Origin of the sequence: Streptomyces sp. NPDC020983, assembly GCF_044333485.1 — a bacterium.
In the GTDB taxonomy this organism is placed as follows: Bacteria; Actinomycetota; Actinomycetes; order Streptomycetales; family Streptomycetaceae; genus Actinacidiphila.
On record NZ_JBIRRA010000027.1, the window covers coordinates 1 to 25,414 of the forward strand.

The following is a 25,414-nucleotide window of genomic DNA, read 5'->3' on the forward strand; positions in this document are numbered from 1 at the left end:
CGAGCTCCTCCTGATCGACGCCGCTACCACCCCGCGGCAGTTCGCCAACGAGATCCGCTGGAACCAGGCCTACTACCGCCTGGCACGCGGCCTGTGACCCGCCGCCTCCTTCGAGGATGAACCCGCCGGACGGCACCTCCCGCCGGGACCCGCCCGGCGGAGGCGCCCTCCGGACCATCGCCGCCACACGCGTACGGAGCCTCATGCCCACTGTCACCCGCTCAGCTGTCGGAACGCTTCCCGGGGGAAGGACCGTCGAGCACTGGCTGCTCACGGCCGGCCCGTTCGCGGTCGAAGTCCTGGACCTCGGCGCGAGTCTGCACTCCGTGCGCTGCCCCGACCGTGCCGGGAGGATCGGCGAGGTGGTCGTCAGCCCGCTGAGCGTCCCGGACAGGTTCGGGGCCGCGCGGTACCTCGGTGCCACCGTCGGACGGTACGCCAACCGCATCGGGGGCGCCCGGCTGCGGTTTCGGGACCGCACACAGGTGCTGAGCGCCAACGAGAACGGGAACACCCTGCACGGAGGGGCGGACGGATTCGACCTGCGTGCGTGGTCCGCCCGTCCGGCGGGGGACGCGAACCGGGCCGGCATCGAGTTCCGCCTCGTCAGCCCCGCCGGTGACCAGGGCTTCCCGGGCCGGCTGGAGGCCACGGTCACCTACACCCTCGGAGACGGGGGGGACCTGGCCATCGACTACGCCGCGACGAGCGATGCCGTCACGGTGGTCAACCTGACCAACCACGCGTACTGGAACCTGGCGGGTGACGCCGAGCACACGGTGCTGGATCACGAACTGCAGGTCGACGCGGACCACTACACCCCGGTGGGCCCGGATCTGCTGCCGCTCCCCGGACCGCCGGAACCGGTGGACGCAACCCCCTTCGACCTGCGGGAGCCCACGCCGCTGCGGGCCGCGCCGGCGACCGGCGACGAGCGGATACGCATGGCCGGGGGCGGCTTCGACCACAACTGGGTCCTGCGCCCCCGCACGCCCGGTACGACGGCGTCCGCAGCCGTTCTGAGCCATCCGGCCTCCGGCCGCCGGCTGGAGTGCCTGACGACGGAGCCCGGAATCCAGGTCTACACCGGCAACCACTTCGACGGCTCCGTCACCGGCCTGAACGGCCGCCCGGTCCAGCGGTTCGGCGGTGTCGCCCTGGAGACCCAGCACTTCCCCGACGCACCGAACAGGCCGGACTACCCCTCACCGTGGCTGAGCCCGGGCGAGGTCTACCGGTCGACGACCGTCTACCGCCTCGGCATCATGCCCTGAGCCGCCGCGCCGGACCGGGGGGGCCGGCCGTCAGGCGAGGCGGGAGACGAGGCAGGCGAGGCCGACTGCCGCCGGGACCGCGGTGAGGACGGCGGCGACGCAGGTGCGGACCAGGCGCAGCCGCAGCCGTGCGTAGCGCTGCTCGTACTCCGCCCGCAGCTCGGTGCAGCGCGCGGCGACGGCGTCGCACTGGCGCCGCGCGGAGGCGAGGCGGAAGTCGGCGTAGTGGTGCACGACGTCGTCGCGCTGCGCGCTCAGCAGCCAGGGCAGGCGGTCGGCGAACCGCTCCGCCTCCGCGCGGGCCGCGGCTGTCTCGTGCGCGGCGAGCAGGAACCCCTCGACACGGGCGAGGCCCGCTGCGAGGTCACCGGCCGGGGGTTCCGGCCGCCCGCTCACGCGGAACCGTCCTCGGAGGGTGTGGCGACGCCCTTGCCGGGCTCGACGGCGTCCCGCCGGCCGCCGTGCTGCCGGCGTTCCGCCTCGGTGATGGCCGGGTGGTGCAGGTCGAAGGCCGGTGACTCGGAGCGGATGCGCGGCATGGTGAGGAAGTTGTGCCGCGGCGCGGGGCAGGGAGTGGCCCATTCCAGCGAGCGGCCGTAGCCCCAGGGGTCGTCCACGGTGATCCGCTCGCCGTACCTGGCGGTCTTCCACACGTTGTAGAGGAAGGGGAGCGTGGACAGCCCCAGCAGGAAGGAGCCGACGGAGGACAGCGTGTTGAGGGCGGTGAAGCCGTCTGCGGCCAGGTAGTCGGCGTAGCGGCGCGGCATGCCCTCGGCGCCCAGCCAGTGCTGGACGAGGAAGGTGGTGTGGAAGCCGACGAAGAGCGTCCAGAAGTGGATCTTCCCCAGGCGTTCGTCGAGCAGCCTGCCGGTCATCTTGGGCCACCAGAAGTGGAAGCCGCCGAACATCGCGAAGACGATCGTGCCGAAGAGCACGTAGTGGAAGTGGGCCACGACGAAATACGAGTCGGTGACGTGGAAGTCCAGCGGCGGTGAGGCCAGGATGATGCCGGTCAGACCGCCGAAGAGGAAGGTGACCAGGAAGCCGAGCGACCACAGCATGGGTGTCTCGAAGCTCAGGGAGCCGTTCCACAGCGTGCCGATCCAGTTGAAGAACTTCACCCCCGTCGGGACGGCGATCAGGAACGTCATGACGGAGAAGAACGGCAGCAGGACCATGCCGGTGGCGAACATGTGGTGCGCCCACACGGTGACGGACAGGCCCGCGATGGCGACGGTCGCGCCGACGAGGCCGACGTAGCCGAAGATCGGCTTGCGGGCGAAGACCGGCAGGATCTCCGTGACCACGCCGAAGAACGGCAGCGCGAGGATGTAGACCTCCGGGTGGCCGAAGAACCAGAACAGGTGCTGCCACAGGATCGGCCCGCCGGACGCGGCGTCGAAGACGTGGGCGCCGAACTGCCGGTCGGCCTCCAGGCACAGCAGCGCCGCGGCCAGGACGGGGAAGGCGAACAGCACCAGGACCGAGGTCAGCAGCACGTTCCAGGTGAAGATCGGCATCCGGAACATCGTCATGCCGGGGGCGCGCATGCAGACGATGGTGGCGATGAAGTTGACCGCCCCGAGGATGGTGCCGAAACCGGCCAGGCCCAGGCCCATGATCCACATGTCCGCGCCCACGCCGGGGCTGTGCAGCGCCCCGTTGAGCGGCGCGTACGCGGTCCAGCCGAAGTCGGCGCCGCCCTCGGGGGTGAGGAAGCTGCCCACGACGATCAGGCCGCCGAAGAGGAACAGCCAGTAGGAGAACATGTTCAGCCGCGGGAAGGCCACGTCGGGCGCGCCGATCTGCAGGGGCATCACGGCGTTGGCGAAGCCCGCGAAGGTCGGGGTGGCGAAGAGCAGCAGCATCACGGTGCCGTGCATGGTGAAGAACTGGTTGTACTGCTCGTTCGACAGGAACTGCAGTCCGGGCCGGGCCAGCTCCGCACGGATGAACATCGCCAGCGCCCCCGCGAACAGGAAGAAGCAGAAGGCCGTGATCAGGTAGAGGTGACCGATCTTCTTGTGGTCCGTCGTCGTCATCCAGGCCACGGCGACCGCGCCGGGCGAACGCCCCGGAACCGGCACCGGCGCCGTCGAGGCGTCCTCGGTCGTGACCGTCATTCCCACACTCCGTCGATCGCAAGGGACAGGCCCCGCCGGGGTGCCCGCGATTCCCCGCGGCAAACGGAATCCGACCCGGGCGCGCGGTCGTTTCGCGCGGATGCAGCAATGCGCCGGTCCTCCCGTCGCCGGCCCGCACCACCGGATCCACGAATCTCCAGGAGTGACCCGGGCCGAAGGGGGCAGGCGGACGGTGGGTGTTCACGGAAACCGATCGCCCGGAAAGCGAGGGAGTGTCATGACAATCCTGTGGGCAATCATCGCCGGTCTCGTCATCGGTCTGCTCGCCAAGCTCGTCCTGCCGGGCCGTCAGCCCGTCCCGCTGTGGCTGACGGTCGTCCTCGGCATCATCGGCGGCCTGCTGGGCAACGGCCTGGCCTCGGCCTTCGGTGTCGCCGACACCAACGGGGTCGACTGGATCCGGCACGCGCTGCAGATCGGCGCGGCGGCGGTCCTGATCGCCCTCATCACCCCCCTGTACGCGGGTCGCGGTCACCGGCACCACCACCGCTTCTGAGCCATGTGATCCTCCCCGCCCGTGGCCCCGCCGTGCGAGCAGTCCTCGCGCGGCGGGGCCCGTACGTGCGGGGGCGTTGACCTTTCGAACCGTACGGGTCCAGACTGGCCACCGTTTCGTGCCGGCTGACAGGCCGGCGCCGAAGCGCCCCCCCACCACCGCCGAGCCTCGCGAACGGTCCCCCCACCGTGTTCCGGACGGCGCGCGCGCAGCCGCGCCCCGGCCGGACCGCCAGGAGATGAGGTCGAGTGATCTCCATGTCCAGCTGTCCGCCCGCTCCTCCGGGGAGCACGGGTGGACCACGGTACTGTCCGGCGCAGAATGTTAGCGTGAACAATCCGCCGTTCCGGGGCTCCTCACTCAAGGAGTGTGTCCTGTGAAAAAGACGTACTCGTCCAGACGGTACCGGCCCTTGCTGACAGCCGTGCTGTCCACCGTACTGGCCGCCGCCGGGCTGTCGTTCGTGGCGTCGTCGGCGCAGGCGGCCAGCGGCTGCCGGGTCGACTACAGCATCACGAACCAGTGGACCGGCGGCTTCGGCGCCAATGTGAGCGTTACCAATCTGGGCGAGCCGCTCACGAGCTGGCAGCTCTCCTGGACGTTCGCGTCGGGGCAGACCGTCACCGACCTGTGGAGCGGTTCGTACACCCAGAGCGGCTCCCAGGTCACGGTGACCAACGCCGCCTGGAACGGTTCCCTGGCCACCGGCGCGTCCACGAGCTTCGGTTTCAACGGGGCCTACACCAGCGCGAATCCTGTGCCCGCCGCCTTCACCCTCAACGGCACCGCCTGCACCGGTGGCGTCACCACCACGCCGCCGACGAGCCCGACGACCACGCCGCCGACGAGCCCCACGACCACGCCGCCGACGTCGGGTGGGACGTGTTCGCTGCCGTCGTCGTACCGGTGGTCGTCGACGGGTGCGCTGGCGCAGCCGGCGAACGGGTGGGTGGCGCTGAAGGACTTCACCAACGTCGTCTACAACGGCAAGCACCTGGTGTACGCGTCGAACGTGAACGGCTCGTCCTACGGGTCGATGGCCTTCAGCCCGTTCACGAACTGGTCGGACATGGCCTCGGCCGGGCAGACCGGGATGAGCCAGTCGGCGGTGGCCCCCACCCTGTTCTACTTCGCACCCAAGAACATCTGGGTGCTGGCCTACCAGTGGGGCGCCTGGCCGTTCATCTACCGCACCAGCAGCGACCCGACCAACCCCAACGGCTGGTCCTCGCCGCAGCCGCTGTTCACCGGCAGCATCTCCGGCTCCGGGACCGGCCCCATCGACCAGACCCTCATCGGTGACGGCCAGAACATGTACCTGTTCTTCGCCGGCGACAACGGCAAGATCTACCGGGCCAGCATGCCCATCGGGAACTTCCCCGGCAGCTTCGGCTCGAACTACACCACCGTCATGAGCGACACCCAGGCCAACCTCTTCGAGGCCGTCCAGGTCTACAAGGTCCAGAACCAGAACCAGTACCTCATGATCGTCGAGGCCATGGGCGCCAACGGACGCTACTTCCGGTCCTTCACCGCCTCCAGCCTCAGCGGCACCTGGACCCCCCAGGCCGCCAGCGAGAGCAACCCCTTCGCCGGCAAGGCCAACAGCGGCGCCACCTGGACCAACGACATCAGCCACGGCGACCTCGTCCGCAACAACCCCGACCAGACCATGACCATCGACCCCTGCAACCTCCAGTTCCTCTACCAGGGCAAGAACCCCAGCGCAGGCGGAGCCTACGACCAGCTCCCCTGGCGACCCGGCGTCCTCACCCTCCAGCACTGACCCACCACCTCGGCTCCACAAGGAACCCCAACCGCACGGCGGTTGGGGTTCCTTGCGTTCGCGGGCCGCACCGGAAGGCGCGCGTGGACCGAAACATAAGCCATCACACTCGAAAACTTTCGCACACTCCCTTGCGCGAAGCGGGGTCAAGTGCGCCGGAGCCGGTAGCGGTGGATCAGCCACGGGATGTCATCCCTTCCTGCGAGATCTATTGACGTGCCCTGATGGCTGACTTAATGTGCCCGAAACGATCGAGAGGAGCCCGAAAGTTTTCGCCCGAGATCACGAGTCAGGGCGGCAACGGGGCTTCACGTCCAGGCTGGAACCGTCCCCCGCGGGGCGGAACGGCGTCACCGCACCCCTGGTGGTACAGGGGTGAAGAGCTGGAATGTTAGCGCTCACTTGTGCGCGCGAGCGGTGGCGCCTGCCGCTGTTCGCCGGACCGGTTGCCGCCAGGCCTGTCGCCTGCGGCGAGGTGACGGTGCCGTGCGCAGGGCAGCACCGGTCCGTACGCGACTGTGCGGAACGAACCAATTTGCTCCAATTGTGACAGAAACGAAAGATCAGGGAGTCTCCACCATGACGCGGAAAATACGCAGCGCGACGGCGGTGGCTGTCGGCTTGGGTCTCGCCCTTGTCGCCACCGGCTGTGCGGGCGGCAGCGACGACGGCGGCAGCGGTGGCGGTGGTTCGTCCGACGGCAAGGCCACGGTGACCGTGTGGGAGAACGCCTCGCCGGGGCCCGGCGCGGAGTTCTGGAAGAGCGCCGCGGCGGCGTACCACAAGCTGCACCCGAACGTGACGATCAAGATCCAGTACGTGCAGAACGAGGACTTCGACGGCAAGCTGCAGACCGCGCTGAACTCCAACTCCGCGCCGGACGTGTTCCTGCAGCGTGGTGGCGGCAAGATGCAGGCCATGGTCGACGCCGGCCAGATCCAGGCGCTGAACCTCACCGACACCGACAAGACCAACGTCGGCCCGGCGGCCATCGCGGGTGACTCGATCGACGGCAAGGTCTACGCGATGCCGCTCGACACGGCGCCCGAGGGCATCTATTACAGCAAGGACCTGTTCAAGCAGGCCGGTATCGCGGCACCGCCGACCACGATGGACGAGCTCAAGGCCGACGTCGCCAAGCTGAAGGCGATCAACGTCTCGCCGATCGCGGTCGGCGCGAAGGACGCCTGGCCGGCGGCCCACTGGTACTACAACTTCGCGCTCCGCGAGTGCAGCCAGGACACGATGAACAAGGCGGCGAAGTCGCTGAAGTTCGACGACCCGTGCTGGACCAAGGCCGGTGACGACCTGTCGACGTTCCTCAAGGTCAGCCCCTTCCAGAAGGGGTTCCTGACGGCCTCCGCCCAGCAGGGTGCCGGCTCGTCCGCGGGTCTGCTGGCGAACCACAAGGCCGCCATGGAGCTCATGGGCAACTGGGACCCCGGGGTGATCGGGAGCCTGACGCCCGACCAGAAGCCGCTGCCGGACCTCGGCTGGTTCCCCTTCCCCGCCGTGCCGGGCGGTCAGGGTGACCCCAGCGCCATGATGGGTGGCAGCGGCGGGTACTCGCTGTCGAAGAACGCGCCGAAGGAGGCCCTGCAGTTCCTCCAGTGGCTGGTGACCAAGGAGCAGCAGGAGGCCTACGCCAAGGCGTTCTTCACCATCCCGGTGAACAAGGAGGCCCAGGGCGTCGTCACCGACACGTACAACATCTCCGCGCTGCAGGCCTTCAACAAGGCCGCCTACTCGATGCAGTTCCTCGACACCATGTACGGCCAGAACGTCGGCAACGCGATGAACACCGCGGTGGTGAACCTGCTGGCAGGCAAGGGCACCTCCGCCGACATCGTCAAGGACACCAACTCTGCCGCTGAGAAGGGCTGAGTAAGCAAGCGATGAGTGACACCCTGGGTACCGGTCCGGCCACCGGCCGCCGGTCGCAGGGCACGCCGAAGGCCGGGGGTGCGGTCGGTTCCGCGCCCCCGGCTGCGCCGCGGGCGGCCTCGCGCCGCCGCGGCCGTGCCATGATGCGACTGGAGATCGCGGTCCTGTCCGGTCCCGCGATCCTGATGTTCCTGGCGTTCGTGATCTTCCCGGTCGCGCTCGCCGCCTACTACGGCTTCTACCGCTGGCACGGCTACGGAGCCCCCACCGACTGGGTCGGCCTGAACAACTACCGGCTGATCCTCGACGACCCCGCTTTCCACCAGGTCCTGAAGCACAGCTTCATGATCATGGGCCTCTCGCTGGTCATCCAGGCCCCCCTGGCCATCGGCCTGGCCCTGCTGCTGAACCAGAAGATCCGCGGACGCTCGGTCATCCGGGTCCTGATCTTCGTGCCCTACATCATCTCCGAGGTCATCGTCGGCACCGGCTGGAGCCTGATGGCCCAGAGCGACGGCGCGATCAACGACCTGCTGCGGCACATCGGCCTCGGTTCGCTGCAGGCCGACTGGCTGTCGAACCCGAAGCTGGCCATCTGGACGCTGATGGCCATCATCACCTGGAAGTACATCGGCTTCGCGGTGATCCTGATGCTCGCCGGCCTGCAGTCGATCCCCCAGGAGCTCTTCGAGGCCGCCTCGATCGACGGCGCCTCCTACTGGCAGATCCAGCGCCGGATCACCCTCCCCCTGCTCGGGCCGACGATCCGCATCTGGGCGTTCCTGTCGATCATCGGCTCGCTGCAGCTGTTCGACCTCGTCTACATCATCTGGGGCCAGTACGTCTCCGGGACCGCGGGCACCTCGACCATGGCCATCTACATGCTCGCCCAGGGCCGCAACGCCGGCAACTACGGCTACGGCAGTGCCATCGCCGTCGTGATGTTCCTGATCTCCCTGATCGTCGCACTGATCTACCAGCGCTTCGTCCTGCGCCGGGACCTGCGGGGAGCCGTCACGGAAGGAACCGTCTGATGACTGCCGCCACCGCCGTCCCCGCCAGGCGCGGGAGGCCGCGCCGCCAGGACCGTGACGCCCCCGAGCAGTGGGGGAACCCCGTCACCTACTTCATCGCCCTGCTCTTCATCGCCGTGTGCATCGCGCCGGTGCTCTACATCGTCATCGGCGGATTCCGCACCAACAGCCAGATCACCACCAGCCCGTCAGGCCTGCCCCACCCGTGGGTCACGCGCAACTACCTCGACGTCCTGGAGTCCAACAGGTTCTGGGGCGAGTTCGCCAACTCCGTCCTCGTCGCGCTGGCGAGCACGGTCGGCATCGTCGTCCTCGGCCTCATGGTCAGCTTCGTGATCGCCCGCTACGACTTCAAGCTCAAGGGCGCGATGTACTCGCTGTTCGCCGCGGGCCTGATGTTCCCGATGGTCATCGCCATCACCCCGCTGTACATCGTCATCAAGGACCTGGGGCTCGTCGACAACCTGCTCGGCGTGATCATCCCGCAGATCGCCTTCGGCCTGCCGACGACCGTCATCATCCTGGTGCCCTTCCTGCGGGCCATCCCGAACGAGATCGAGGAGGCCGCCGCCATCGACGGCACCAGCCGCCTCGGGTTCTTCGCCCGCATGGTGATCCCGCTGTCGCTGCCCGGTGTCGTCACCGTCGGCATCCTCGCGTTCATCGGAAGCTGGAACAACTACGTCCTGCCGTTGTACATCCTCAACTCGCAGGCCAACTACACCCTTCCGCTCGGCGTCCAGGCGTTCTCGTCGCAGTACTCCACCGACACCGCGAAGGTCCTCGCCTTCACCTCGCTGGCGATGCTCCCCGCCCTCATCTTCTTCTCGATCTTCGAGAAGCGGATCGTCGGCGGACTCACCGGCGCCGTCAAGGGCTGAACCCGCGGCGGGACACCGCACCGTCCGGCCTCCTGCCCCTGCCGTACCTCCCCTCGGCAGGGGCAGGAGGCCTGCCGTCGACGCGGTCCACCCGCTCCGCCCCTGCGCCGATCCCGAAGGACACACCCCATGAACAGGATCAGCCGGCTGCTGCACGGCCGGGACCGGAGCGGGCAGCTCCCCGGAGTCGCCCCCGGCCCCCACGACGTCGCGGTACGGCGCGGGCTGCGCGTGCCCATGGACGACGGAGTGGAGCTCGTCGCCGACCTCTACACACCCGTCGGCGAGGCCGTGCCGCCCCTGCCCACGGTCGTCATCCGCTCACCGTACGGCCGCCACAGTTCCCTCACCCACGCCCCGGCGTTCGCCCGCGAGGGCTTCACCGTCCTGGTCCAGAGCTGCCGCGGCACCGGGGGATCGGGCGGGACGTTCACCCCCCAGGTCGACGAGCAGCGGGACGGCAGGGCCACCCACCGGTGGGTCCGCGGGCAACCGTGGTTCACCGGCTCGGTCGCGACCTACGGGCCGAGCTACCTGGGGTACGTCCAGTGGGCGGTCGCCGGGAGCATGCAGCGCGAGGACCCCGGCAACGCGCCCGACGCGCTCTGCCTGATCAACACGATGGCCGACTTCGGCGCGACCACCTGGGACAACGGAGCCTTCGCGCTGCGCAACGCCCTCGGATGGTCGCGCGACATGGACCTGATGCACCGCCCCGTCGCCTCGGTGCTGCGCCGCCTGCCGCTGCCCGACCGGAAGCTGGACCGGGCCTTCGCGGTGCTGCCGCTGGGCGCCGGCGACACCGCCGCCGCCGGGCGGCCGATCGGCTGGTACCAGGACTGGCTCACCCACGAGGACCTGACCGCCGGCCACTGGACCGGGCAGTCGCACACGGCCTCGGTCTGCGACGTCACCGCACCGGTCTACATGAGCACCGGCTGGTACGACATCTTCCTGCCCTGGCAGCTGCGGACCTACGCCCTGCTCGCGGCGGCCGGCCGGCCGCCGCGCCTGACGGTCGGTCCGTGGGGCCACGCCGGCGGCGGGGAGAGCCAGGCGTTCGCCGAGTCCGTCGCCTTCCTCAAGGAGCACTTCACCGGAGCGCGGGAGAGCCGCCGCGCCCCTGTCCGGGCCTTCCTCACCGGGAGCCGGGAGTGGCACGACCTGCCCGCGTGGCCGCCGCCGGGCACCACGGTCGTGCCGTGGCACCCGCACGCCTCCGGGCTGCTCGACCCGTCCGCCCCGGACGGCGGTGCCACCCGCTACACGTACGACCCCGGTGACCCCACCCCCGCCGTCGGCGGCCCGAGTCTGGGGCCGGACTGCGAGCCGGTGGACAACGCCGCGCACGAACGCCGCGCCGACGTCACCGCCTTCCGCAGCGCTCCGCTGGAGGAGGCCGTGGCCGTCGCCGGCGAGCCGGTCGCCCGGATCCGCTTCCGTTCCTCCGCGCCCAGCGCCGACGTGTTCGTCCGGCTCTGCGACGTGCATCCCGACGGCCGGTCGCTGACGGTCTGCGACGGCATCCGCCGCATCGGGAGCGTCGGCACGGCCGCCACCGACCCGCAGCCCGACCCCGAGGGATTCACCGAGGTGGTGGTGCCGCTGTGGCCGGCCTTCCACCGCTTCGCGGCCGGTCACCGCATCGGCCTCCAGATCAGCTCGGGCGCGCATCCGCGCTACGCCCGCAATCCCGGTACCGGCGAACCCGCCGTCACCGCCACGGCCACGATCCGCGCCGAGCAGGAGATCTCCCACGCCGGTGCCCGCCCCACCCGTGTCGACCTGCCGGTGTGGACCGGCCCCGCGGCCCCGCCCTCCCCGGGGGCCGAACCGGCCGCCCAGGGCTGAACGGGACGGGAGCCGCGCGCCGTGCGGGCCGGTGACGGCCCGCACGGCGCGCGGCGTTCCACGGAAGCGGCGTCAGTTCCACGCCCACTTCTGGTTGCTGCCGCCGGAGCAGGTGTACATCTGGATCTTGGTGCCGTTGGCGGTGCCGACGCCGACGGCGTCGAGGCACAGGCCGGACTGGACGCCGACGACGGTGCCGTCGGAGTTGACGCGCCACTTCTGGTTGTCGCCGCCCCAGCAGGTGTAGATCTGGGCCTTGACGCCGTTGGTGGTGCCGGCCGCGTCCAGGCACTTGCCCATGACCTGGAGTTCACCGGCGGAGGTCAGGGTCCACTGCTGGTTGGCCTGGCCGTTGCAGTCCCACAGCTGGACCTGGGTGCCGTCGGTGGTGGTCGAGTTGGGCACGTCCAGGCAGCGTCCGGATCCCACGCCCTTGAGCGCGCCCCCGGTGCCGGTCGGGGGAGAGGTGGGCGGCGACGTGGACGGAGAGGTGGACGACGAGGTGGGCGGGCTCGTCGTGCCGGCCGCGTTCAGGGCGTTGAGGACGGCGCTGTAGGCGGCTTTGGCGTTGCCGTTGCTGTCGAAGAGCAGCGGGTTCTCGCCGGTCCGCCAGGAGTCGCTGTCGCGGATGCCCCACACGGTGATGCCGGTGCAGCGGGCGACGTGCAGGCAGGCGTTGACGGTGTTGGCGTAGGCGGTGGAGGAGGCCTGGGCGATGTCGAGTTCGGTGAGCTGGACGTCGACGCCCAGGGCGGCGAAGTTCGTCAGGGTGGTCTGGAAGCTCGCGGGCGGGCCGCTCGATCCGAAGTGGCTCTGGAAGCCGACGCAGTCGATGGGCACGCCGCGGGACTTGAAGTCCTTGACCATGTTGTAGACGCCCTGGGTCTTGGCGTCCGACCAGTTCTCGATGTTGTAGTCGTTGTAGCAGAGCTTGGCGTTCGCATCGACCGAGCGGGCGGTGCGGAAGGCGTGCTCGATGAAGCCGTCACCGAGCTTGTCCTGGAAGGGCGAGCTGCGGTGCCGACCGCTGCCGTCGTCGGCGAAGGCCTCGTTGACGACGTCCCAGGCGTAGATCTTGCCCTTGAAGTGGGTCATCTCCTGGGTGATGTGGTTGTCCATGGCCGACTGGAGGTCGGAGGCGGACAGGCCGGACACCCAGCTGGGGAGCTGGTTGTGCCAGACCAGGGTGTGTCCGCGCATGCGCTGGCCGTGGGCCTGGGCGTGGCTGACGATCTGGTCGGCGGGGCCGAAGTTGAAGTTGCCCCGGGAGGGCTCGGTGGTGTCCCACTTCATCTCGTTCTCCGGGGTGATCATGTTGAATTCCCGGTCGAGAATGGTGGAGTACGTCGAGTTGCTGAGCTTGCCCGCCGCGACGGCCGTACCGAAGTACCGGCCGGACTGCGCGGCCGCCGCGCCGAGCGAACTCGCCGCCCCGGCATGGGGCGCGGTCACCGCGATGCCGACGAGAGCCGTCGTGGCGCTCACCGCCACCCCGGCGACCGCCGCGACCGCCCTTCCGGGCACGCGGCGACGTCTGTTCAGCCAAGACATGATGGTGGGTCTCCTTCGTGTGGGGGGGAGGGCACCGAATGGCGTGGGTGCCCTGCTGCGGCCAGGAGCCGGACCGCCTGCGCGACCGGGACGGGACGCGTTCCGGTCGGGGGCGGGAGGCCGGCTGAGCGCCGGCGAAGGCGGGGCTGTCAGCGTGTCGGCGAAGGAGCCGCGCGGGGACGTGGCGGACGCGCCGCCCGGACGGGGTCGGCGCGACGCGGGCGCACCCGGGTGATACTGGTGAGCGCTAACAAATCGTCGTCCTCTCCGGCTCGGTGGCGGGGAACGTGGCGTCACTGCTTCCACGGACCCCGACACGTCCCGTGCGGGGAAGGGGAGTTCCCCGGTTCCTGAGCCAAGCGCCGCTGAGGGGTTCCGAAAAGATTTCGGGCGCCCTGCGATTGTTTCGGGCACAGTAGGTCGGCTGTCGGGGCACGTCAATACATCGCGCAGGAACACCTGGCGGCAGCCCCTCGGCCCCTGGTTGCCCGGGGGCATGCCGGGGGTGGAGGCCCGTTCGAAAGTTTTCGGGTAGGGGAGCCGGTGTCTCGGGTGGCGGTGGCAGGTGTGCCGCCGCGTTGTGCCGGCTGTTGACGGAAGGCCGCGGGCGGTCGTAGGTTGCCGAGGAACCACGCGCCCGTGCTGGTGGGCCCGAGGGGATTGTTAGCGCTCACTGCCGTGTGTCTGCACGTCGCCCGCGGCCGGTGGTTCACCGGCCCCATGCCGTGGGGTGCGGAGACATGCGAAAGGGATGCACCCAGTGCACGTGTACGACAACCCCGTGATCAGCGGGTTCCACCCCGATCCGAGCGTGTGCCGGGTGGGTGACGACTACTACCTGGTGTGCTCCAGCTTCGAGTACTTCCCGGGCCTGCCGATCTTCCACAGCAGGGACCTGGTCCACTGGCGCCAGATCGGCAACGTGCTCGACCGTCCCGGGCAACTGCCGCTGCCCGTGCCCGGCGCCATGGCGTCGCGCGGCCTGTACGCCCCCACGATCCGCCATCACGCGGGCCGCTTCTGGGTGATCAACACCAATGTCAGCGGCGGCGGGAACTTCGTCGTGAGCGCCGAGCGGCCCGAAGGCCCGTGGTCGGACCCGGTGTGGATCGACCTGCCCGGTATCGACCCGGACCTGGCGTGGGAGGAGGACGGCACCTGCTGGGCGGCGTTCACCGTTCCCGGCGTCCACATCGCCCGGATCGACCCGGTCACCGGCGAGGTGCTGGAGGGCCCGTTCCCGACGTGGTCCGGGACCGGCCTGAAGTGGCCCGAGGCCCCGCACCTGTACCGCATCGGCGACTGGTGGTACCTGCTGATCGCCGAGGGCGGCACCGAGCGCGGCCACGCCGTGTCCGTCGCCCGCGCGCGCTCCCCGCGCGGGCCGTGGGAGGGCTCGCCGGGCAACCCGCTGCTGTCCCACAGCGCGACCGACCACCCCGTCCAGAGCACCGGCCACGGCGACCTCGTCACGGCTCCGGACGGCACGTGGTGGATGGTGCTGCTGGGGACCAGGCCGCGCGGCTACACCCCGAACTTCCACGTGCTCGGCCGCGAGACGTTCCTCGCGCCCGTGGAGTGGAACGCGGAGGGCTGGCCGGTCATGGCCCCGGTGCCCGAGCGGCACAACGCCCCCGGCGGCGCCTGGCACCCCGTTCCCGCCCTGCCCGCCCGGGACGACTTCGACAGCGCCGCACTCGCGCCGCACTGGGTCTCCCCCTACTCGCGCCCCGACGGCTCCTGGTCGTCGGCCGAACGCCCCGGGTGGCTCACCCTGCACGCCACCGGCCGCACCCTGGACCACCCCGGGTACACCTTCGTCGGCCGCCGCCAGCAGCACCACGACTGCCGGGTCACCGCCCTGCTCGACCCCGGCACCGGCCGCGGCGGTCTGAGCGTGCGGATGGACGAGGCCCACCACTACGACCTGGAGGTCGGTGACGGCGAGGTGAGCGTCATCGCGCGCATCGGCCCGCTGCGCCAGGCCGTCGCCCGCCGCGCGGTGCCGCCCGGCCCGCTCACCCTGACCGTCACGATCCGCACCACCGACGTGGTCCCGCCCTCCCCGGAGTTCGCCGGCATCGAGCCCACCGGCCCGGACACCCTCGCCTTCTGGGCGGGGGACCCGGCGGTCCCCGGCGCCACACCGCTGGCCGAACTCGAGGGGCGCTACCTGTCCACCGAGGTGGCCACCGGCTTCACCGGGCGCGTCATCGGCATGTACGCGCTGGAGGGCAGCGTCGCGTTCGACTGGTTCTCCTACGAGCCGGAGCACCTCGGCTGACCGGCGGCACGTCCCCGGCGCCCGCGCACACCGGCACCGGCGGATAGTGATCATGCTGTGACCTCGCACCTGCGGCGCTCGGACGCCACGGCCACTACGGTTCCCCCGTGCCGACGAACGACAACATGCCCGCAGGGGGCGGTCACACGGGCGACGACGAGTGGGACGACTTCGTCGCCCGCTTCGCCAGGGAAACCGCCGCCGCCGCCGCTCCCGCCGCCGCTTCCGCCCCGGGGGGGAAGCGGCTGTGGCCGTGGGCCGCCGGGGCCTCGGTGGTGGCGGCGGCGGTCGCGGCCTTCCTGGTGCTGCGGCCGGCGGGCTCTTCGCCCGCCGGGGTGGTCGCGACCGCCGTGCCCTCCGCCTCCGCCTCCGCCCCGAGCCCCGCGGCCCCCACCGCGCGTCCTGCCGCGGTACGGGCGATGGTGCCGCTGGCGGAGGCGTTCCCGGCGCACGTCGGAAGCGGCGCCGGCATGTTCACCCGGGTGGCCGCGGTCACGATGAAGTCCTGCACCGAACCGGACTCGGTCGGGCCCCGTCTGATCGGCATGATCGACGAGAGCGAGGGCTGTGTCGGCGAGGAGGTCGCCCTCTACAAGGACGCGCACGACGACCAGTTCAACCTGGCGGTCTTCACGATGAAGGCCCCGCAGGACACGGTCAGGCTGGTGACCGAGCTGAGCATGGCCTTCGACGACTACGAGGTGGGTGCCCAGGCCCCGCCGCCGGGCTCCGGCCTGCCCACCCTCCCGGCCGACAGCGGAATGGTGCAGGCCTTCACCGGCCAGCAGCGGGCCATGGTGGCCGGGCTGGCCCAGTGGTCGGACGGCAGGACCGAGGACTACCAGAAGCTCGTCGACCGCCTGGAACCGCTGCTCACCGCGGTCTCCGGGAACGTGGCCCGCTACGAGGCCGCGCGGTAGGCCCCGCCCTCCTCGTCCGGCGGTCCCACCGCGGCCGGGCGCCGTCAGCCCGGGAAGCGGCCGAGTTTCCTCAGGTGGCAGCGCCGTTCGGCGTAGGCGAGGTCGTCGCGCCACAGGCGCCGCGCGCAGGCGCGGACCAGCGGTCGCAGCAGTCCGGCGGCGGTTCGGGCGGCGGCGAAGCCGGGGCGGTCGCTCGTGGCGAGGACCGCCTCGACGACGGCGGTGCGCGGCCGGTCGTGCCCGGGGGGCCGCAGCGGCGTGGCGTGGGTCTCGACCACCGAGCCGGCGCCCTCGCCGTCGGTGATGCGCATGACCACGGTGCGGGGGCCGGGCGCGGTGAAGACCGCCCGTACGGGGACCACCAGCCGTGCGGTGAGCCTGAACGACACCTCGACGGCGATCCCGGCGTCCCCGCGGCCGCCCGCCGTGCCGGGCAGCACGGTGAGGTCGGCGAAGGAGTAGGGGTGGAGCCAGGCGCCGTGCCAGGGGTCGAGCCGGTTGGCGACGACGTCCTCGGGCTCGCAGCGGCCGACGCCGGTGTAGACCGCGTCCACCGACCGCGCCGGGGCGGGGCGGGCGGGCACGACCGGTGCGGGCAGCGGCGCCTCCCCGCCGACGTGGTCCAGGCGCACCCAGACGAGGACGCCGTCGTCGTGCACCGGGTAGGGCCGCCAGCCCGCGTACGGCGAGCCGTCCAGCGCCAGTCCGTGCCAGTGGCAGCGCAGGATCCCGCCGCACACCGGGCTGTCGCGCAGCGGCGCGCCCAGGTGCGGGCAGGCGCCGGGCCCGGCGGCCGGTGCGCCGGCGCGGTCGCGCCAGACCACGACCTCCTCGCCTGCGACGGTGCGGGCGAGCGGACGGTCGCCGTGGGTCTCGCGGCTGGCCCCGACGACGTACCAGTTGCCGGCCGGGCGCTCCTGGGCGGCGCCGAGCGCGTCCGCGATCAGCGAGGGGCGGGCGTCCCGCCAGGTGGGCGGCTGCCGTGACCACGCGACCGGACGGCGGCGCAGCCGCAGCGGGAAGCGGCTCCGCGCCGCCCCTCCCGTCACGGCGCGTCCTCGGCGGCGGGTGCGGAGGGCGCGCCGTGACGGGAGGGGAGCCGGGGGCCGTCCGCGGCCCGGAGGGGCCGGATCCCGTCGGCGGGGACCTGCGGCCGGCCCGCGTACCGGGCGCGGAGCCGGGCGGCGGCGATGCGTGCCAGGCCTTCCCCGGCGACGGCCGCCCGGCGGCGGCGGCTCACCACGGAACGCCGGTGCAGCACCGTCCAGCCGTCGTGGGCGATGGCGTCCAGGATGCCGCGGTAGAGGGTGAAGGCCGTGCGGATGCAGGGCCTGGAGACCGGGTCGAGCAGGGCGATGCCGGGTTCGGCCGTACGGTAGACGCCGCGGGTGAGGTCGTCGGCAGCCTTGAGGGCAGCGGTGATGCGGGGGTCCGAGCGCCCGGTGCGGCGGCTCCACTGCAGCAGTTCGCGGTCGGCGCCGTGTGCGCCGAGCAGGTCCTGGGGCAGGTAGACGCGGCCGCGGTCGAGATCCTCGCCGACGTCGCGCAGGAAGTTCGTGAGCTGGAAGGCCACCCCGAGGGCGGCGGCGTGCGGGGCCGCCTGCTCGCGCGGGACGACGGTGCCGAGGACGGGCAGCATCTGGAGGCCGATCACGGCCGCCGAGCCGTGCATGTACGCCAGCAGGTCGTCGTAGGAGGCGTAGTCGGTGACGACGAGGTCGGCGCGCATGGAGGCCAGGAAGTCGGTGAAGTGCCGGTGGTCGATGCTGTGGCGGGCCGCCGTGTCGGCCAGGGCGTGGACGACCGGGTCCGGGCTCTCGCCCGCGTTCAGGCCCGCGTGCAGGCGCTGTTCGAGCTGGTCGAGGGCGCGGGCCCGCTGCTGGGGGGTCGCCCGCGAGGAGAGGCTGTCGACGATGTCGTCGGCCCAGCGGGCGAAGCCGTACAGGGCGTGGACGGACGGCCTCCTGGCGGGCGGCAGCAGAGTGGTCGCCAGGAAGTACGTCCTGCCGTGCCGCGCGTGCAGGCCGCGGCAGCGCACGTAGGCCGCGCGCAGGCGCGGGTCGGTGATGCCGGCGCGGTCCAGGGCGCGCCGCACGGCCCGGGCGGTCACCGCCGCGCCCCGGCGGCGGCCGGGGACCCCGGCGTCCGGTGCCCGCCGCCGGCGGCGGGGGCGGGCAGGCCCGTGATGCGGGCGGCCGCGAGCTTTCCGGAGATCAGGACGGTGGGAATGCCGACGCCGGGGGTGGTGCCGCACCCGGCGAGGACGGCGTTGTCCGTGCCGCGCGGCAGGTTGCGCGGGCGGAACGGGCCGGTCTGCGCGAAGGTGTGGGCCACGGAGAACGGCGTGCCGGCGCCGTGCCCGCACGCGTCCCAGTCCGCAGGCGTCACCATGCGCTCCAGTTCGACGGACTCCGCGATCCCGGTCAGCCCGCGTCTGTCGAGTTCGCGCAGCAGGCTGTCGCGGTAACGGGGCGCCAGGGCGGCCCAGTCGCCGGGACCGGGGCCGGTGACCGTGTTGGGGCAGGGCGCGAGGACGTAGTGCAGGTGGCGGCCGGGCGGCGCGAGCGACGGGTCGTGGGTGGTGGGGCGCGTGATGAGCAGCGAGGGGTCGCTCATCAGCCGGCCGGTGCGGGTGAGCTCGTCGAAGGTGCTGCTCCACGCGGATCCGAAGGACAGCGTGTGGTGGGCCAGTTCGGGCCAGGTGCGGTCGGTCCCGGCGTGCAGCACGACCGCCGACGGGGAGTGCCGCAGCGCCAGCGGGCGGCGGGGCTCGCGTCCGAGCAGCCGGTAGGCGACCGGCAGGTCGGGGGTCAGGACGAGGGCGTCGCAGGGGATCGAGCCGTGCGGGGTGACCACGGCGGTCACGCGCGAGCCGCGCCGTTCCAGCGCCATGGCCTCGTGCCCGTAACGCATGTCGGCGCCGGCGTCGCGGGCCGCGTCCGCCATGGCCCGGGGCAGGGCGTGCATGCCGCCACGGGGGAAGTACACACCGCCCACCGTGTCCATGTAGGCGATGACGGCGTAGGCGGCGAGCGCGCGGGCCGGGGGGATCCCCGCGTACAGCGCCTGGAAGGTGAAGACCCGGCGCAACCGCTCGTCGTGCAGGTGCCGTTCGACGCGCGGCTGCCAGCGGCCGAAGCCGCCGAGCGCGGCCAGCCGCACCAGGTCCGTGTTCAGCAGCCCGAAGGGGGAGTCGACGTTGGCGTCGATGAAGCGGCGCATCTGCGCCCGGTGCAGCTGCTCCAGCCAGCGGCGCAGGCCCCGGTAGCCCGCCGCCTCGCGGGCCCCCGCGAACCGGTGCACCTCGGCCTCCATGGCCTCCGCGCCGGTGTGGACGTCCAGCGCGCTGCCGTCGGCGAACCGCGCGCGGTAGGCGGGGTGCAGGGGGATCAGGCCGATCCGGTCGCGCAGCCGCTCGCCGACCGCGGCGAAGGCCTCGTCGGCGATGTCGGGCATCGTCAGCACGGTGGGGCCGGTGTCGAGGGAGAATCCGCCGAGCACCAGCCGGCCCGCCCGGCCGCCGGGCCCCGTGTCGCGCTCGACGACCGTGACCCGCCGTCCGGCGCCGAGCAGGTGCAGCGCGGCCGACAGACCCGCGAGGCCGGCGCCCACCACGACGACGTGGTCGGTGCGGCCCGCCACGGTACGCATCACCACGCGCCCTCCTCGCGGAGGGCGCCCGCCGGCTGCGCGGCGGTCGCGGGCCCGTCGCCGTCGGCGGCACGGCCGGTGGCGTCGCCGTCCGTGCGCCCGGGGGCCGCCGTACCGGCGGCGGCGGTCCCCGCGACGCGAATCCGCGGGCCCCGCCGGACCGCCTCACCGGCCGCGGGGAGCGCCGCCGCGCCGGCGGCGAAGGCGGCGATCGGGTGCGTACGGGCCCTCGCCGCGCCGCCCGTGCCGGAGCCGGGCGGTGTGACCTGCGGCCGGAGCATCGCGCTTCCTCTCTCGCGGACGGCCCCCGTGCGTGGCACCGGTAACCTCCGCCGAACGGACCGCAGGAAGCGGCCGTGGGCACCCGCGTCCCCGGTTCGGCCGGTGGACTCCCGGGCCAGCGGAGCACCCCGCGCGCCCGCGCGGCGCCCGCCACTCCCCAGCAGTCGCCCGATCGGCCGCCGCACGTGCCGCCATGCGCGTGCGCGTGCGCCGCCGGCCGGGCACGGCCCCCGGGGCAGCGGCCGGGCGCGGGCGTCCGCCGGGCCGAGGCCACCCCGGGCCCGCGCGGGCCGCCGGGAGGAGCCCATGGGGTGAGTCGGTGTCGCGCCTGCGTCCGATACGCCCCCGTCCGCGGAATGCTGCCCGTATGACCGGGACACCGCGGCGGCGGGAAGGAGCGCACGGCGTGCACGACGCGGACGTCGCCATCGTCGGCGCCGGGGCGGCAGGCCTGTCGCTGGCGCACGCGCTCACGGCGGCTCCCGGGCACGGGCGCGTCCCCTCGCTCGTCGTGGTCGAGCCGTCGTCCTCCGGCGTGCGTCCCCCGCCGCGCACCTGGTGCTTCTGGGAAGCCGGCGCCGGACCGTACGAGCGGGCGGTGGCAGCGTCGTGGCGGTGGCTGCGCGTGCACGACCGGAACGGCCGCGCGATCGTCCGCGACATCGCGCCCCTGCGCTACAAGATGATCCGCTCGCCCGACTTCGAGGCGCTGGTCGGAGCACATCTGGACGGCGTGCCGGGGGTGCGGCGCGCCGACGGCACGGTGGAGTGCGTGCGCGCGGCCGCGGGTGGGGCCGAGGCGGTGCTCACCACCGGCGCCGGGGTCCGGCAGACCGTGCGCGCCCGCTGGCTGTTCGACTCCCGGCCCCGGCCCCGGCCGCCCGCCGCCCGCACCCTGCTGCTCCAGCACTTCCACGGCTGGTTCGTGCGCACCCGCCGGCCGGTCTTCGACCCGGGGGTCGCCGACTGGATGGACTTCCGCGTCCCCCAGCCGCGGCACGGCATGGCCTTCGGGTACGTCCTCCCCACCGGGCGCCACCGGGCGCTGGTGGAATACACGCAGTTCTCCGCCCGGGCGCTGCCCCCCGACGCCTACCGGGCCGCCCTTCTCGACTACACCGGGCAGGTGCTGCGGCTGGGGGAGTTCGACGTCACCGCCACCGAGACCGGCGCGATCCCCATGACCGACGGCCGGTTCGCCCGCAGCAGCGGCCCCGCGGTCTTCCGCATCGGCACCGCCGGGGGCGCCACCCGCCCCGCCACCGGCTACACCTTCGCCACCATCCAGCGCCAGAGCCAGGCCGTCGCCCGCGCCTACCGCTCCGGCCGCGACCCCGTTCCGCCGCGCCCGCACCGTACGCGGTCGGCGGCCATGGACGCGGTCCTGCTGCACGGTCTGGACAGCGGCGTCATCGACGGCGCCGACTTCTTCCCCCGGCTCTTCCGCGAGGTGCCCGCCGTACGCCTGCTGCGCTTCCTCGACGGGACGACGCGCCTGCACGAGGACCTCGCCATCGGCCTGCACACCCCCGTCCTGCGCATGCTCCGGTCGGCCGCGGCACTGCCCGCCGTTCCGCGCCGCCGCTTCGTGAGCCCCCCGCCGCCCGCCGGCGCCCTTCCCCGCACACCGGGACCCGAGGAGTGACATGACGGCCCTCCTGCACGGCAGCGACCTCGCCGCCGCCTTCGACCGCGGTGCCCGCAGCTACGACGCGCTCGTCGCCGCCAACCCCGGATACCACCGCCAGCTGCGGCGCTCCGCCCGCCGGCTGAAGCTGCCGGACGGCGGGGCGGGCCTGCGGGTGCTGGACCTGGGCTGCGGCACCGGCGCCTCCACCGCCGCGCTGCTGCACGCCGCTCCCGCCGCGGAGGTCGTGGCCGTCGACGCGTCGGCGGGGATGCTGCGCCGCGCCGCGGCCAAACGGTGGCCGGACCGCGTCACGTTCGTGCACGCCACCGCCGAGTCGCTGCCCGACGACGTGGCGGGCGGCCCGTTCGACGCGGTGTTCGCGGCCTACCTCTTCCGCAACCTCGCCGACCCCGACGCCGTCCTGGCCCGCGTACGCTCGCTCCTCGTTCCCGGCGGCAGACTCGCCGTCCACGAATACGCGCTGAGCGGCCGGCCGGTGGACCGCGCGGTGTGGACGGCCGTGTGCAAGGGCGTCGTGCAGCCGGCCGGCACCCTGACCGGCAACCGTGCGCTCTACCGTCACCTGTGGCGCAGCGTCGTCGCCTTCGACACCGCCCCCGCCTTCGCCGCACGGCTGGCCCGGGCCGGCTTCACCCGGACCAGGGTCCTCCCCGTCGCCGGGTGGCAGACCGGGGTCGTGCACACCGTGCTCGCCGGACGGCCCGCCGGCCCCCGGGACACCGGCCGGTCCCGCACCGGCGCACAGGAGGCGCGATGACGGGCACCCTCCTGCGGCCCGGCCGCTCCGCCGGCATCGGCCGGGACAGACGGGCCTGCATGCTGCCCGCGCACCCGGGCGCACAGCGGCCCGCCGGCCGGCCGCCCTCCACGGCCGTCGTCGGCGGCGGCATCGCCGGGCTCACCGCGGCCACCGCCCTGGCCGAACGGGGCGTCCAGGTCACCCTGTACGAACGCCGGCCCGTACTCGGCGGCCGGGTGGCGGGCTGGCCCGTCCGGCTCTCCGACGGCAGCGCCGCCACGATGAGCCGGGGCTTCCACGCCTTCTTCCGTCAGTACTACAACCTGCGTGCGCTGCTGCGCCGCACCGATCCGCAGCTCGCCGGGCTGACCGGTCTGCCCGACTACCCGCTCCAGCACAGCAGCGGTCTGCGCGACAGCTTCCGGCACGTCCCGCGCACCCCTCCGCTGAGCGCCCTGGGGTTCGTCGCGCTGAGCCCCGCCTTCACCGTCCGCGACCTGCTGCGCATGCACCCCTCGGCCGCCCTGCCGCTGCTCGACGTGCGGGTGCCGGACGTCTACCACCGCCTGGACCACCTCAGCGCCGCGGAGTACCTGGACGCCATCGGCTTCCCGGAGGCCGCGAACAGCCTGGCCTTCACCGTCTTCTCCCGCAGCTTCTTCGCCGACCCCGCCGAGCTGTCCGCGGCCGAGATGGCGCTGATGTTCCACATCTACTTCCTCGGCTCCAGCGAGGGCCTGCTCTTCGACGTTCCCAGCGCCCCCTACCCGCAGGCCCTGTGGGAACCGCTGCGGCGCCACCTGAGCGGGCTCGGCGCCGACCTCCGCACCGGGACCGCCGTCGAGGGCGTCACACCCCTCCGCGGCGGCGGGTACGCGGTCGGGACCGGCGGCACCTGCGACCGCCACGACACGGTCGTCCTCGCCCTGGACGTCGCCGGCCTGCGCGCCCTGGTGGCCGGTTCACCGCAACTGGGCGACCGGCCCTGGCGCGAGCGCGTCGCCCGGCTGCGCACCGCACCCCCCTTCCTGGTCTCCCGGCTGTGGCTCGACCGCCCGGTGGCCCGCGACCGCCCCGGATTCCTCGGCACCAGCGGCTACGGGCCGCTGGACAACGCCGGCGTCCTGGAGCGGTGGGAGGACCAGGCGGCGCGGTGGGCCGCGCGGACCGGCGGTTCGGTGGTGGAGCTGCACGCCTACGCGCTGCCCGGCGACGCCGCCCGGGAGGAGCAGCAGGACCTCCTGCTGCGCCAGCTCCACCGCCTGTACCCGGAGACCCGCGACGCCCGCGTGGTGGACGCCCGCCACGAATGGCAGGCCGACTGCCCGCTGTTCCCCGTGGGCGCCCACCGTGACCGCCCCGCCGTCACCACCCCCGAACCGGGACTCGTCCTCGCCGGCGACCTCGTCCGCACCGACCTGCCCGTCGCCCTCATGGAACGGGCCGCCACCACCGGATTCCTCGCGGCCAACGCCCTCCTGCGCCGCTGGGCCCTCCGCGGCCACACCCTGTGGACCGTCCCGGACCGCGGACGCTCGGCGCCGCTGCGCGCCGCGGCCGGATTCGCCCGCCCCCTCCGGACGCCGGCGCGCACCGGGTCCACCGCCCGCGGCGAGGGCTGAGCCGACGTTGCCGGGCCGCCGGGCCGCCGGGCCGCCGGGCCGCCGGGACACAGTGCGCGCGGCGGGTGCCGGTTCACCCGGCGTCGATCGGCTGCCCGTCGAACTCCCCGCCGTGGCACGTCAGGACGCCGTCCCTCGCCACGGGGTGGCCGTCGCCGGCGAGGCAGTCCTCCATCCAGACCGCGGTGACCGGCGGGGCGGAGGGCGCGGCGGAGGCCGGTGCGGCCGCCGGACCCAGCGGAAGGGCGGCGGTCAGGAGGGCGGCGAACAGCGCGGTGGTGACGGTGCGTCGCATCGGGTGGAGCTCCTTCGGCTACGGACACTGACGGGACGTCATGAGCATTCGTGATCTCCCCCGCGCCGTCCGGAATATGCCGCAGTCACCTGAAAGGGGTGGCCGGGGGTCCGTCGTCGATGTGTGGCCCACGTCCTTCGCGGCTACGTCGCCGCCGCCGCACCCGGGTGCCGGGGAACGCGAACGGCGCCGCGGTGCCCCCCGGGGGCTGCCCGCCCCGCCGGCGGTGTGCGAAAGGGCCCGCCGGCCGGTCGGTGACCAGGCCGGCGGGCCCTCGGTGCCGGACCCCGCGACGCAACGGAGGCCGGACGTGACGGCGGCGGCTCAGCGGTTGTTGGGTTCCCAGACGGGGAGCCAGACGTCGTTGGGCGCGCCCTGGGGGGTGCAGGAGTACTGGATCAGGATGCGTCCGACGCCGACACCGCCGGCGACGTTCAGGCACTTGTTGGCCGACTTGTCGACGATCTGGTAGCCGATGCCCGTGGGGACGAAGCGCCACAGCTCGTTGGGGGCCGTTCCGCAGGTGTACTGGATGACCTCGGTGCCGTTGGCGGTGCCGCCGCCGGCCACGTTGACGCACTTCCCGCTGCTGACGGACTTGATCGTGTAGTAGCTGCCGCCGGCCGCGTCGAGCTGCCAGCGCTCGTTGGCGCCGGTGGTCAGCGGGTACTGGATGATCGGCACGCCGTCGGAACTGCCCGCTCCGCGGACGTTGGCGACCTGGTAGGGGTTGACGGCCAGGCGCAGCGTGAACTGCAGCGCGACGATCGCCCGCGGCGTCGCGGCCGGCGACCTGTCGGCCGCGGACGCTCCCTGCGTGCCGAGCGCCACTCCGGCGGTCAGCGCCAGTGCTCCCGCACCCGCCGCCAGATTCGTGAGGGTCTTCACCCGGTCTGCCTCCTGCTCCGTCATGCGGTGGAAAACGACAAGGGGAGTATGACGGCAGGAAGACGGGCAAAGAGCGACTTTCGGGACGGAAGGCGCCGCGCGTAGCCCGGTCGGCCGAAGGGCCGGGGCAGGGGTGCACGACGGCGGCCCGCGGCCGGGGACGCTCCCCGGCCGCGGGCCG

The 25,414-nt window shown here is 72.9% G+C and carries 20 protein-coding genes and 2 pseudogenes; 13 read left to right on the forward strand and 9 right to left on the reverse strand.

What is annotated here, in order from left to right:
• Positions 1 to 203: 203 nt before the first annotated feature.
• Positions 204 to 1,274: an aldose epimerase family protein gene (locus ACH4SE_RS35415; protein ID WP_398547683.1), complete on the forward strand. Its 1,071-nt coding sequence runs from the start codon at positions 204 to 206 to the stop codon at positions 1,272 to 1,274.
• Between the two features lie 30 nt (positions 1,275 to 1,304).
• On the opposite strand, the gene ACH4SE_RS35420 is transcribed toward ACH4SE_RS35415, so the two are convergent.
• Both ACH4SE_RS35420 and ctaD read right to left on the reverse strand, forming a co-directional pair.
• Positions 1,305 to 1,670, reverse strand: coding sequence for a hypothetical protein (locus ACH4SE_RS35420; RefSeq protein WP_398547684.1), 366 nt, complete (start codon positions 1,668 to 1,670; stop codon positions 1,305 to 1,307).
• On the reverse strand, positions 1,667 to 3,397 hold the full coding sequence (ctaD, locus tag ACH4SE_RS35425) for a cytochrome c oxidase subunit I (RefSeq protein WP_398547685.1): 1,731 nt from the start codon (positions 3,395 to 3,397) through the stop codon (positions 1,667 to 1,669). Before ctaD ends, ACH4SE_RS35420 begins: the two co-directional genes overlap by 4 nt.
• 238 nt (positions 3,398 to 3,635) lie before the next feature.
• On the opposite strand from ctaD, the gene ACH4SE_RS35430 reads away from it, so the two are divergent.
• The 7 genes and pseudogenes from ACH4SE_RS35430 to ACH4SE_RS35460 all read left to right on the forward strand — a co-directional run bounded on the left by ACH4SE_RS35430 (position 3,636) and on the right by ACH4SE_RS35460 (position 11,350).
• A complete protein-coding gene (locus ACH4SE_RS35430) occupies positions 3,636 to 3,914 on the forward strand; it encodes a GlsB/YeaQ/YmgE family stress response membrane protein (protein WP_398547686.1) in 279 nt (92 codons plus the stop codon).
• A gap of 463 nt (positions 3,915 to 4,377) precedes the next feature.
• Positions 4,378 to 4,695 (forward strand): annotated as a pseudogene (locus ACH4SE_RS35435) (cellulose binding domain-containing protein); the annotation flags it as partial.
• A pseudogene (locus ACH4SE_RS35440) lies at positions 4,681 to 5,700 on the forward strand (non-reducing end alpha-L-arabinofuranosidase family hydrolase); the annotation flags it as partial. The pseudogenes ACH4SE_RS35435 and ACH4SE_RS35440, both read left to right, overlap by 15 nt.
• A gap of 579 nt (positions 5,701 to 6,279) precedes the next feature.
• Entirely contained in the window at positions 6,280 to 7,584 is a 1,305-nt protein-coding gene (locus ACH4SE_RS35445) for an ABC transporter substrate-binding protein (RefSeq protein ID WP_398547687.1), read from the forward strand.
• Between the two features lie 11 nt (positions 7,585 to 7,595).
• The gene (locus ACH4SE_RS35450; RefSeq protein ID WP_398547688.1) at positions 7,596 to 8,618 is read left to right on the forward strand and encodes a carbohydrate ABC transporter permease; all 1,023 of its coding nucleotides are present in this window, start codon (positions 7,596 to 7,598) and stop codon (positions 8,616 to 8,618) included.
• Positions 8,618 to 9,499, forward strand: a complete 882-nt coding sequence (locus ACH4SE_RS35455) for a carbohydrate ABC transporter permease (RefSeq protein WP_398547689.1) — start codon at positions 8,618 to 8,620, stop codon at positions 9,497 to 9,499. Before ACH4SE_RS35450 ends, ACH4SE_RS35455 begins: the two co-directional genes overlap by 1 nt.
• Positions 9,500 to 9,628: 129 nt before the next feature.
• A complete protein-coding gene (locus tag ACH4SE_RS35460) occupies positions 9,629 to 11,350 on the forward strand; it encodes a CocE/NonD family hydrolase (protein ID WP_398547690.1) in 1,722 nt (573 codons plus the stop codon).
• Positions 11,351 to 11,422: 72 nt separating this feature from the next.
• On the opposite strand, the gene ACH4SE_RS35465 is transcribed toward ACH4SE_RS35460, so the two are convergent.
• Positions 11,423 to 12,901 carry an endo-1,4-beta-xylanase gene (locus tag ACH4SE_RS35465; protein ID WP_398547691.1) on the reverse strand — a complete coding sequence of 493 codons (1,479 nt, stop codon included), beginning with the start codon at positions 12,899 to 12,901 and terminating at the stop codon, positions 11,423 to 11,425.
• Between the two features lie 760 nt (positions 12,902 to 13,661).
• Between ACH4SE_RS35465 and ACH4SE_RS35470 the strand changes: the two genes are divergently transcribed.
• Together ACH4SE_RS35470 and ACH4SE_RS35475 are read left to right on the forward strand one after the other, a co-directional pair.
• A complete protein-coding gene (locus ACH4SE_RS35470) occupies positions 13,662 to 15,185 on the forward strand; it encodes a glycoside hydrolase family 43 protein (RefSeq protein WP_398547692.1) in 1,524 nt (507 codons plus the stop codon).
• A gap of 107 nt (positions 15,186 to 15,292) precedes the next feature.
• Positions 15,293 to 16,105: a hypothetical protein gene (locus ACH4SE_RS35475; RefSeq protein ID WP_398547693.1), complete on the forward strand. Its 813-nt coding sequence runs from the start codon at positions 15,293 to 15,295 to the stop codon at positions 16,103 to 16,105.
• Positions 16,106 to 16,149: 44 nt separating this feature from the next.
• Here ACH4SE_RS35475 and ACH4SE_RS35480 read toward each other — a convergent pair whose 3' ends face one another.
• Genes ACH4SE_RS35480 through ACH4SE_RS35495 form a run of 4 tightly spaced genes read right to left on the reverse strand, consistent with a single transcriptional unit; the run spans position 16,150 to position 20,037 of the window.
• On the reverse strand, positions 16,150 to 17,154 hold the full coding sequence (locus ACH4SE_RS35480) for a DUF5914 domain-containing protein (protein ID WP_398547694.1): 1,005 nt from the start codon (positions 17,152 to 17,154) through the stop codon (positions 16,150 to 16,152).
• Positions 17,151 to 18,215, reverse strand: a complete 1,065-nt coding sequence (locus ACH4SE_RS35485; RefSeq protein ID WP_398547695.1) for a phytoene/squalene synthase family protein — start codon at positions 18,213 to 18,215, stop codon at positions 17,151 to 17,153. The genes ACH4SE_RS35480 and ACH4SE_RS35485 overlap by 4 nt, the downstream gene beginning before the upstream one ends.
• Positions 18,212 to 19,756: a phytoene desaturase family protein gene (crtI, locus tag ACH4SE_RS35490; protein ID WP_398547714.1), complete on the reverse strand. Its 1,545-nt coding sequence runs from the start codon at positions 19,754 to 19,756 to the stop codon at positions 18,212 to 18,214. The genes ACH4SE_RS35485 and crtI overlap by 4 nt, the downstream gene beginning before the upstream one ends.
• On the reverse strand, positions 19,756 to 20,037 hold the full coding sequence (locus tag ACH4SE_RS35495) for a hypothetical protein (protein ID WP_398547696.1): 282 nt from the start codon (positions 20,035 to 20,037) through the stop codon (positions 19,756 to 19,758). The genes crtI and ACH4SE_RS35495 overlap by 1 nt, the downstream gene beginning before the upstream one ends.
• 407 nt (positions 20,038 to 20,444) lie before the next feature.
• Between ACH4SE_RS35495 and ACH4SE_RS35500 the strand changes: the two genes are divergently transcribed.
• From ACH4SE_RS35500 to ACH4SE_RS35510, 3 genes are read left to right on the forward strand one after another with little or no spacing between them, the layout of a single operon-like run.
• The gene (locus ACH4SE_RS35500; RefSeq protein WP_398547697.1) at positions 20,445 to 21,683 is read left to right on the forward strand and encodes a lycopene cyclase family protein; all 1,239 of its coding nucleotides are present in this window, start codon (positions 20,445 to 20,447) and stop codon (positions 21,681 to 21,683) included.
• A gap of 1 nt (position 21,684) precedes the next feature.
• On the forward strand, positions 21,685 to 22,446 hold the full coding sequence (locus tag ACH4SE_RS35505) for a methyltransferase domain-containing protein (RefSeq protein WP_398547698.1): 762 nt from the start codon (positions 21,685 to 21,687) through the stop codon (positions 22,444 to 22,446).
• Positions 22,443 to 24,050, forward strand: a complete 1,608-nt coding sequence (locus ACH4SE_RS35510; RefSeq protein WP_398547699.1) for an FAD-dependent oxidoreductase — start codon at positions 22,443 to 22,445, stop codon at positions 24,048 to 24,050. Before ACH4SE_RS35505 ends, ACH4SE_RS35510 begins: the two co-directional genes overlap by 4 nt.
• A 73-nt stretch (positions 24,051 to 24,123) precedes the next feature.
• Here the strand turns inward: ACH4SE_RS35510 and ACH4SE_RS35515 are convergent, their stop codons facing one another.
• On the reverse strand, positions 24,124 to 24,345 hold the full coding sequence (locus ACH4SE_RS35515; RefSeq protein WP_398547700.1) for a hypothetical protein: 222 nt from the start codon (positions 24,343 to 24,345) through the stop codon (positions 24,124 to 24,126).
• Positions 24,346 to 24,669: 324 nt separating this feature from the next.
• Entirely contained in the window at positions 24,670 to 25,257 is a 588-nt protein-coding gene (locus tag ACH4SE_RS35520) for an RICIN domain-containing protein (RefSeq protein ID WP_398547701.1), read from the reverse strand.
• Positions 25,258 to 25,414: the final 157 nt, after the last annotated feature.

Coding starts and splice junctions, on each gene's coding strand:
- ACH4SE_RS35415 (WP_398547683.1), top strand. CDS start 204: ATGCCCACTGTCACCCGCTCAGCTGTCGGAACGCTTCCCGGGGGAAGG.
- ctaD (WP_398547685.1), bottom strand. CDS start 3,397: ATGACGGTCACGACCGAGGACGCCTCGACGGCGCCGGTGCCGGTTCCG.
- ACH4SE_RS35430 (WP_398547686.1), top strand. CDS start 3,636: ATGACAATCCTGTGGGCAATCATCGCCGGTCTCGTCATCGGTCTGCTC.
- ACH4SE_RS35445 (WP_398547687.1), top strand. CDS start 6,280: ATGACGCGGAAAATACGCAGCGCGACGGCGGTGGCTGTCGGCTTGGGT.
- ACH4SE_RS35450 (WP_398547688.1), top strand. CDS start 7,596: ATGAGTGACACCCTGGGTACCGGTCCGGCCACCGGCCGCCGGTCGCAG.
- ACH4SE_RS35455 (WP_398547689.1), top strand. CDS start 8,618: ATGACTGCCGCCACCGCCGTCCCCGCCAGGCGCGGGAGGCCGCGCCGC.
- ACH4SE_RS35460 (WP_398547690.1), top strand. CDS start 9,629: ATGAACAGGATCAGCCGGCTGCTGCACGGCCGGGACCGGAGCGGGCAG.
- ACH4SE_RS35465 (WP_398547691.1), bottom strand. CDS start 12,901: ATGTCTTGGCTGAACAGACGTCGCCGCGTGCCCGGAAGGGCGGTCGCG.
- crtI (WP_398547714.1), bottom strand. CDS start 19,756: ATGCGTACCGTGGCGGGCCGCACCGACCACGTCGTCGTGGTGGGCGCC.
- ACH4SE_RS35495 (WP_398547696.1), bottom strand. CDS start 20,037: ATGCTCCGGCCGCAGGTCACACCGCCCGGCTCCGGCACGGGCGGCGCG.
- ACH4SE_RS35505 (WP_398547698.1), top strand. CDS start 21,685: ATGACGGCCCTCCTGCACGGCAGCGACCTCGCCGCCGCCTTCGACCGC.
- ACH4SE_RS35510 (WP_398547699.1), top strand. CDS start 22,443: ATGACGGGCACCCTCCTGCGGCCCGGCCGCTCCGCCGGCATCGGCCGG.
- ACH4SE_RS35515 (WP_398547700.1), bottom strand. CDS start 24,345: ATGCGACGCACCGTCACCACCGCGCTGTTCGCCGCCCTCCTGACCGCC.
- ACH4SE_RS35520 (WP_398547701.1), bottom strand. CDS start 25,257: ATGACGGAGCAGGAGGCAGACCGGGTGAAGACCCTCACGAATCTGGCG.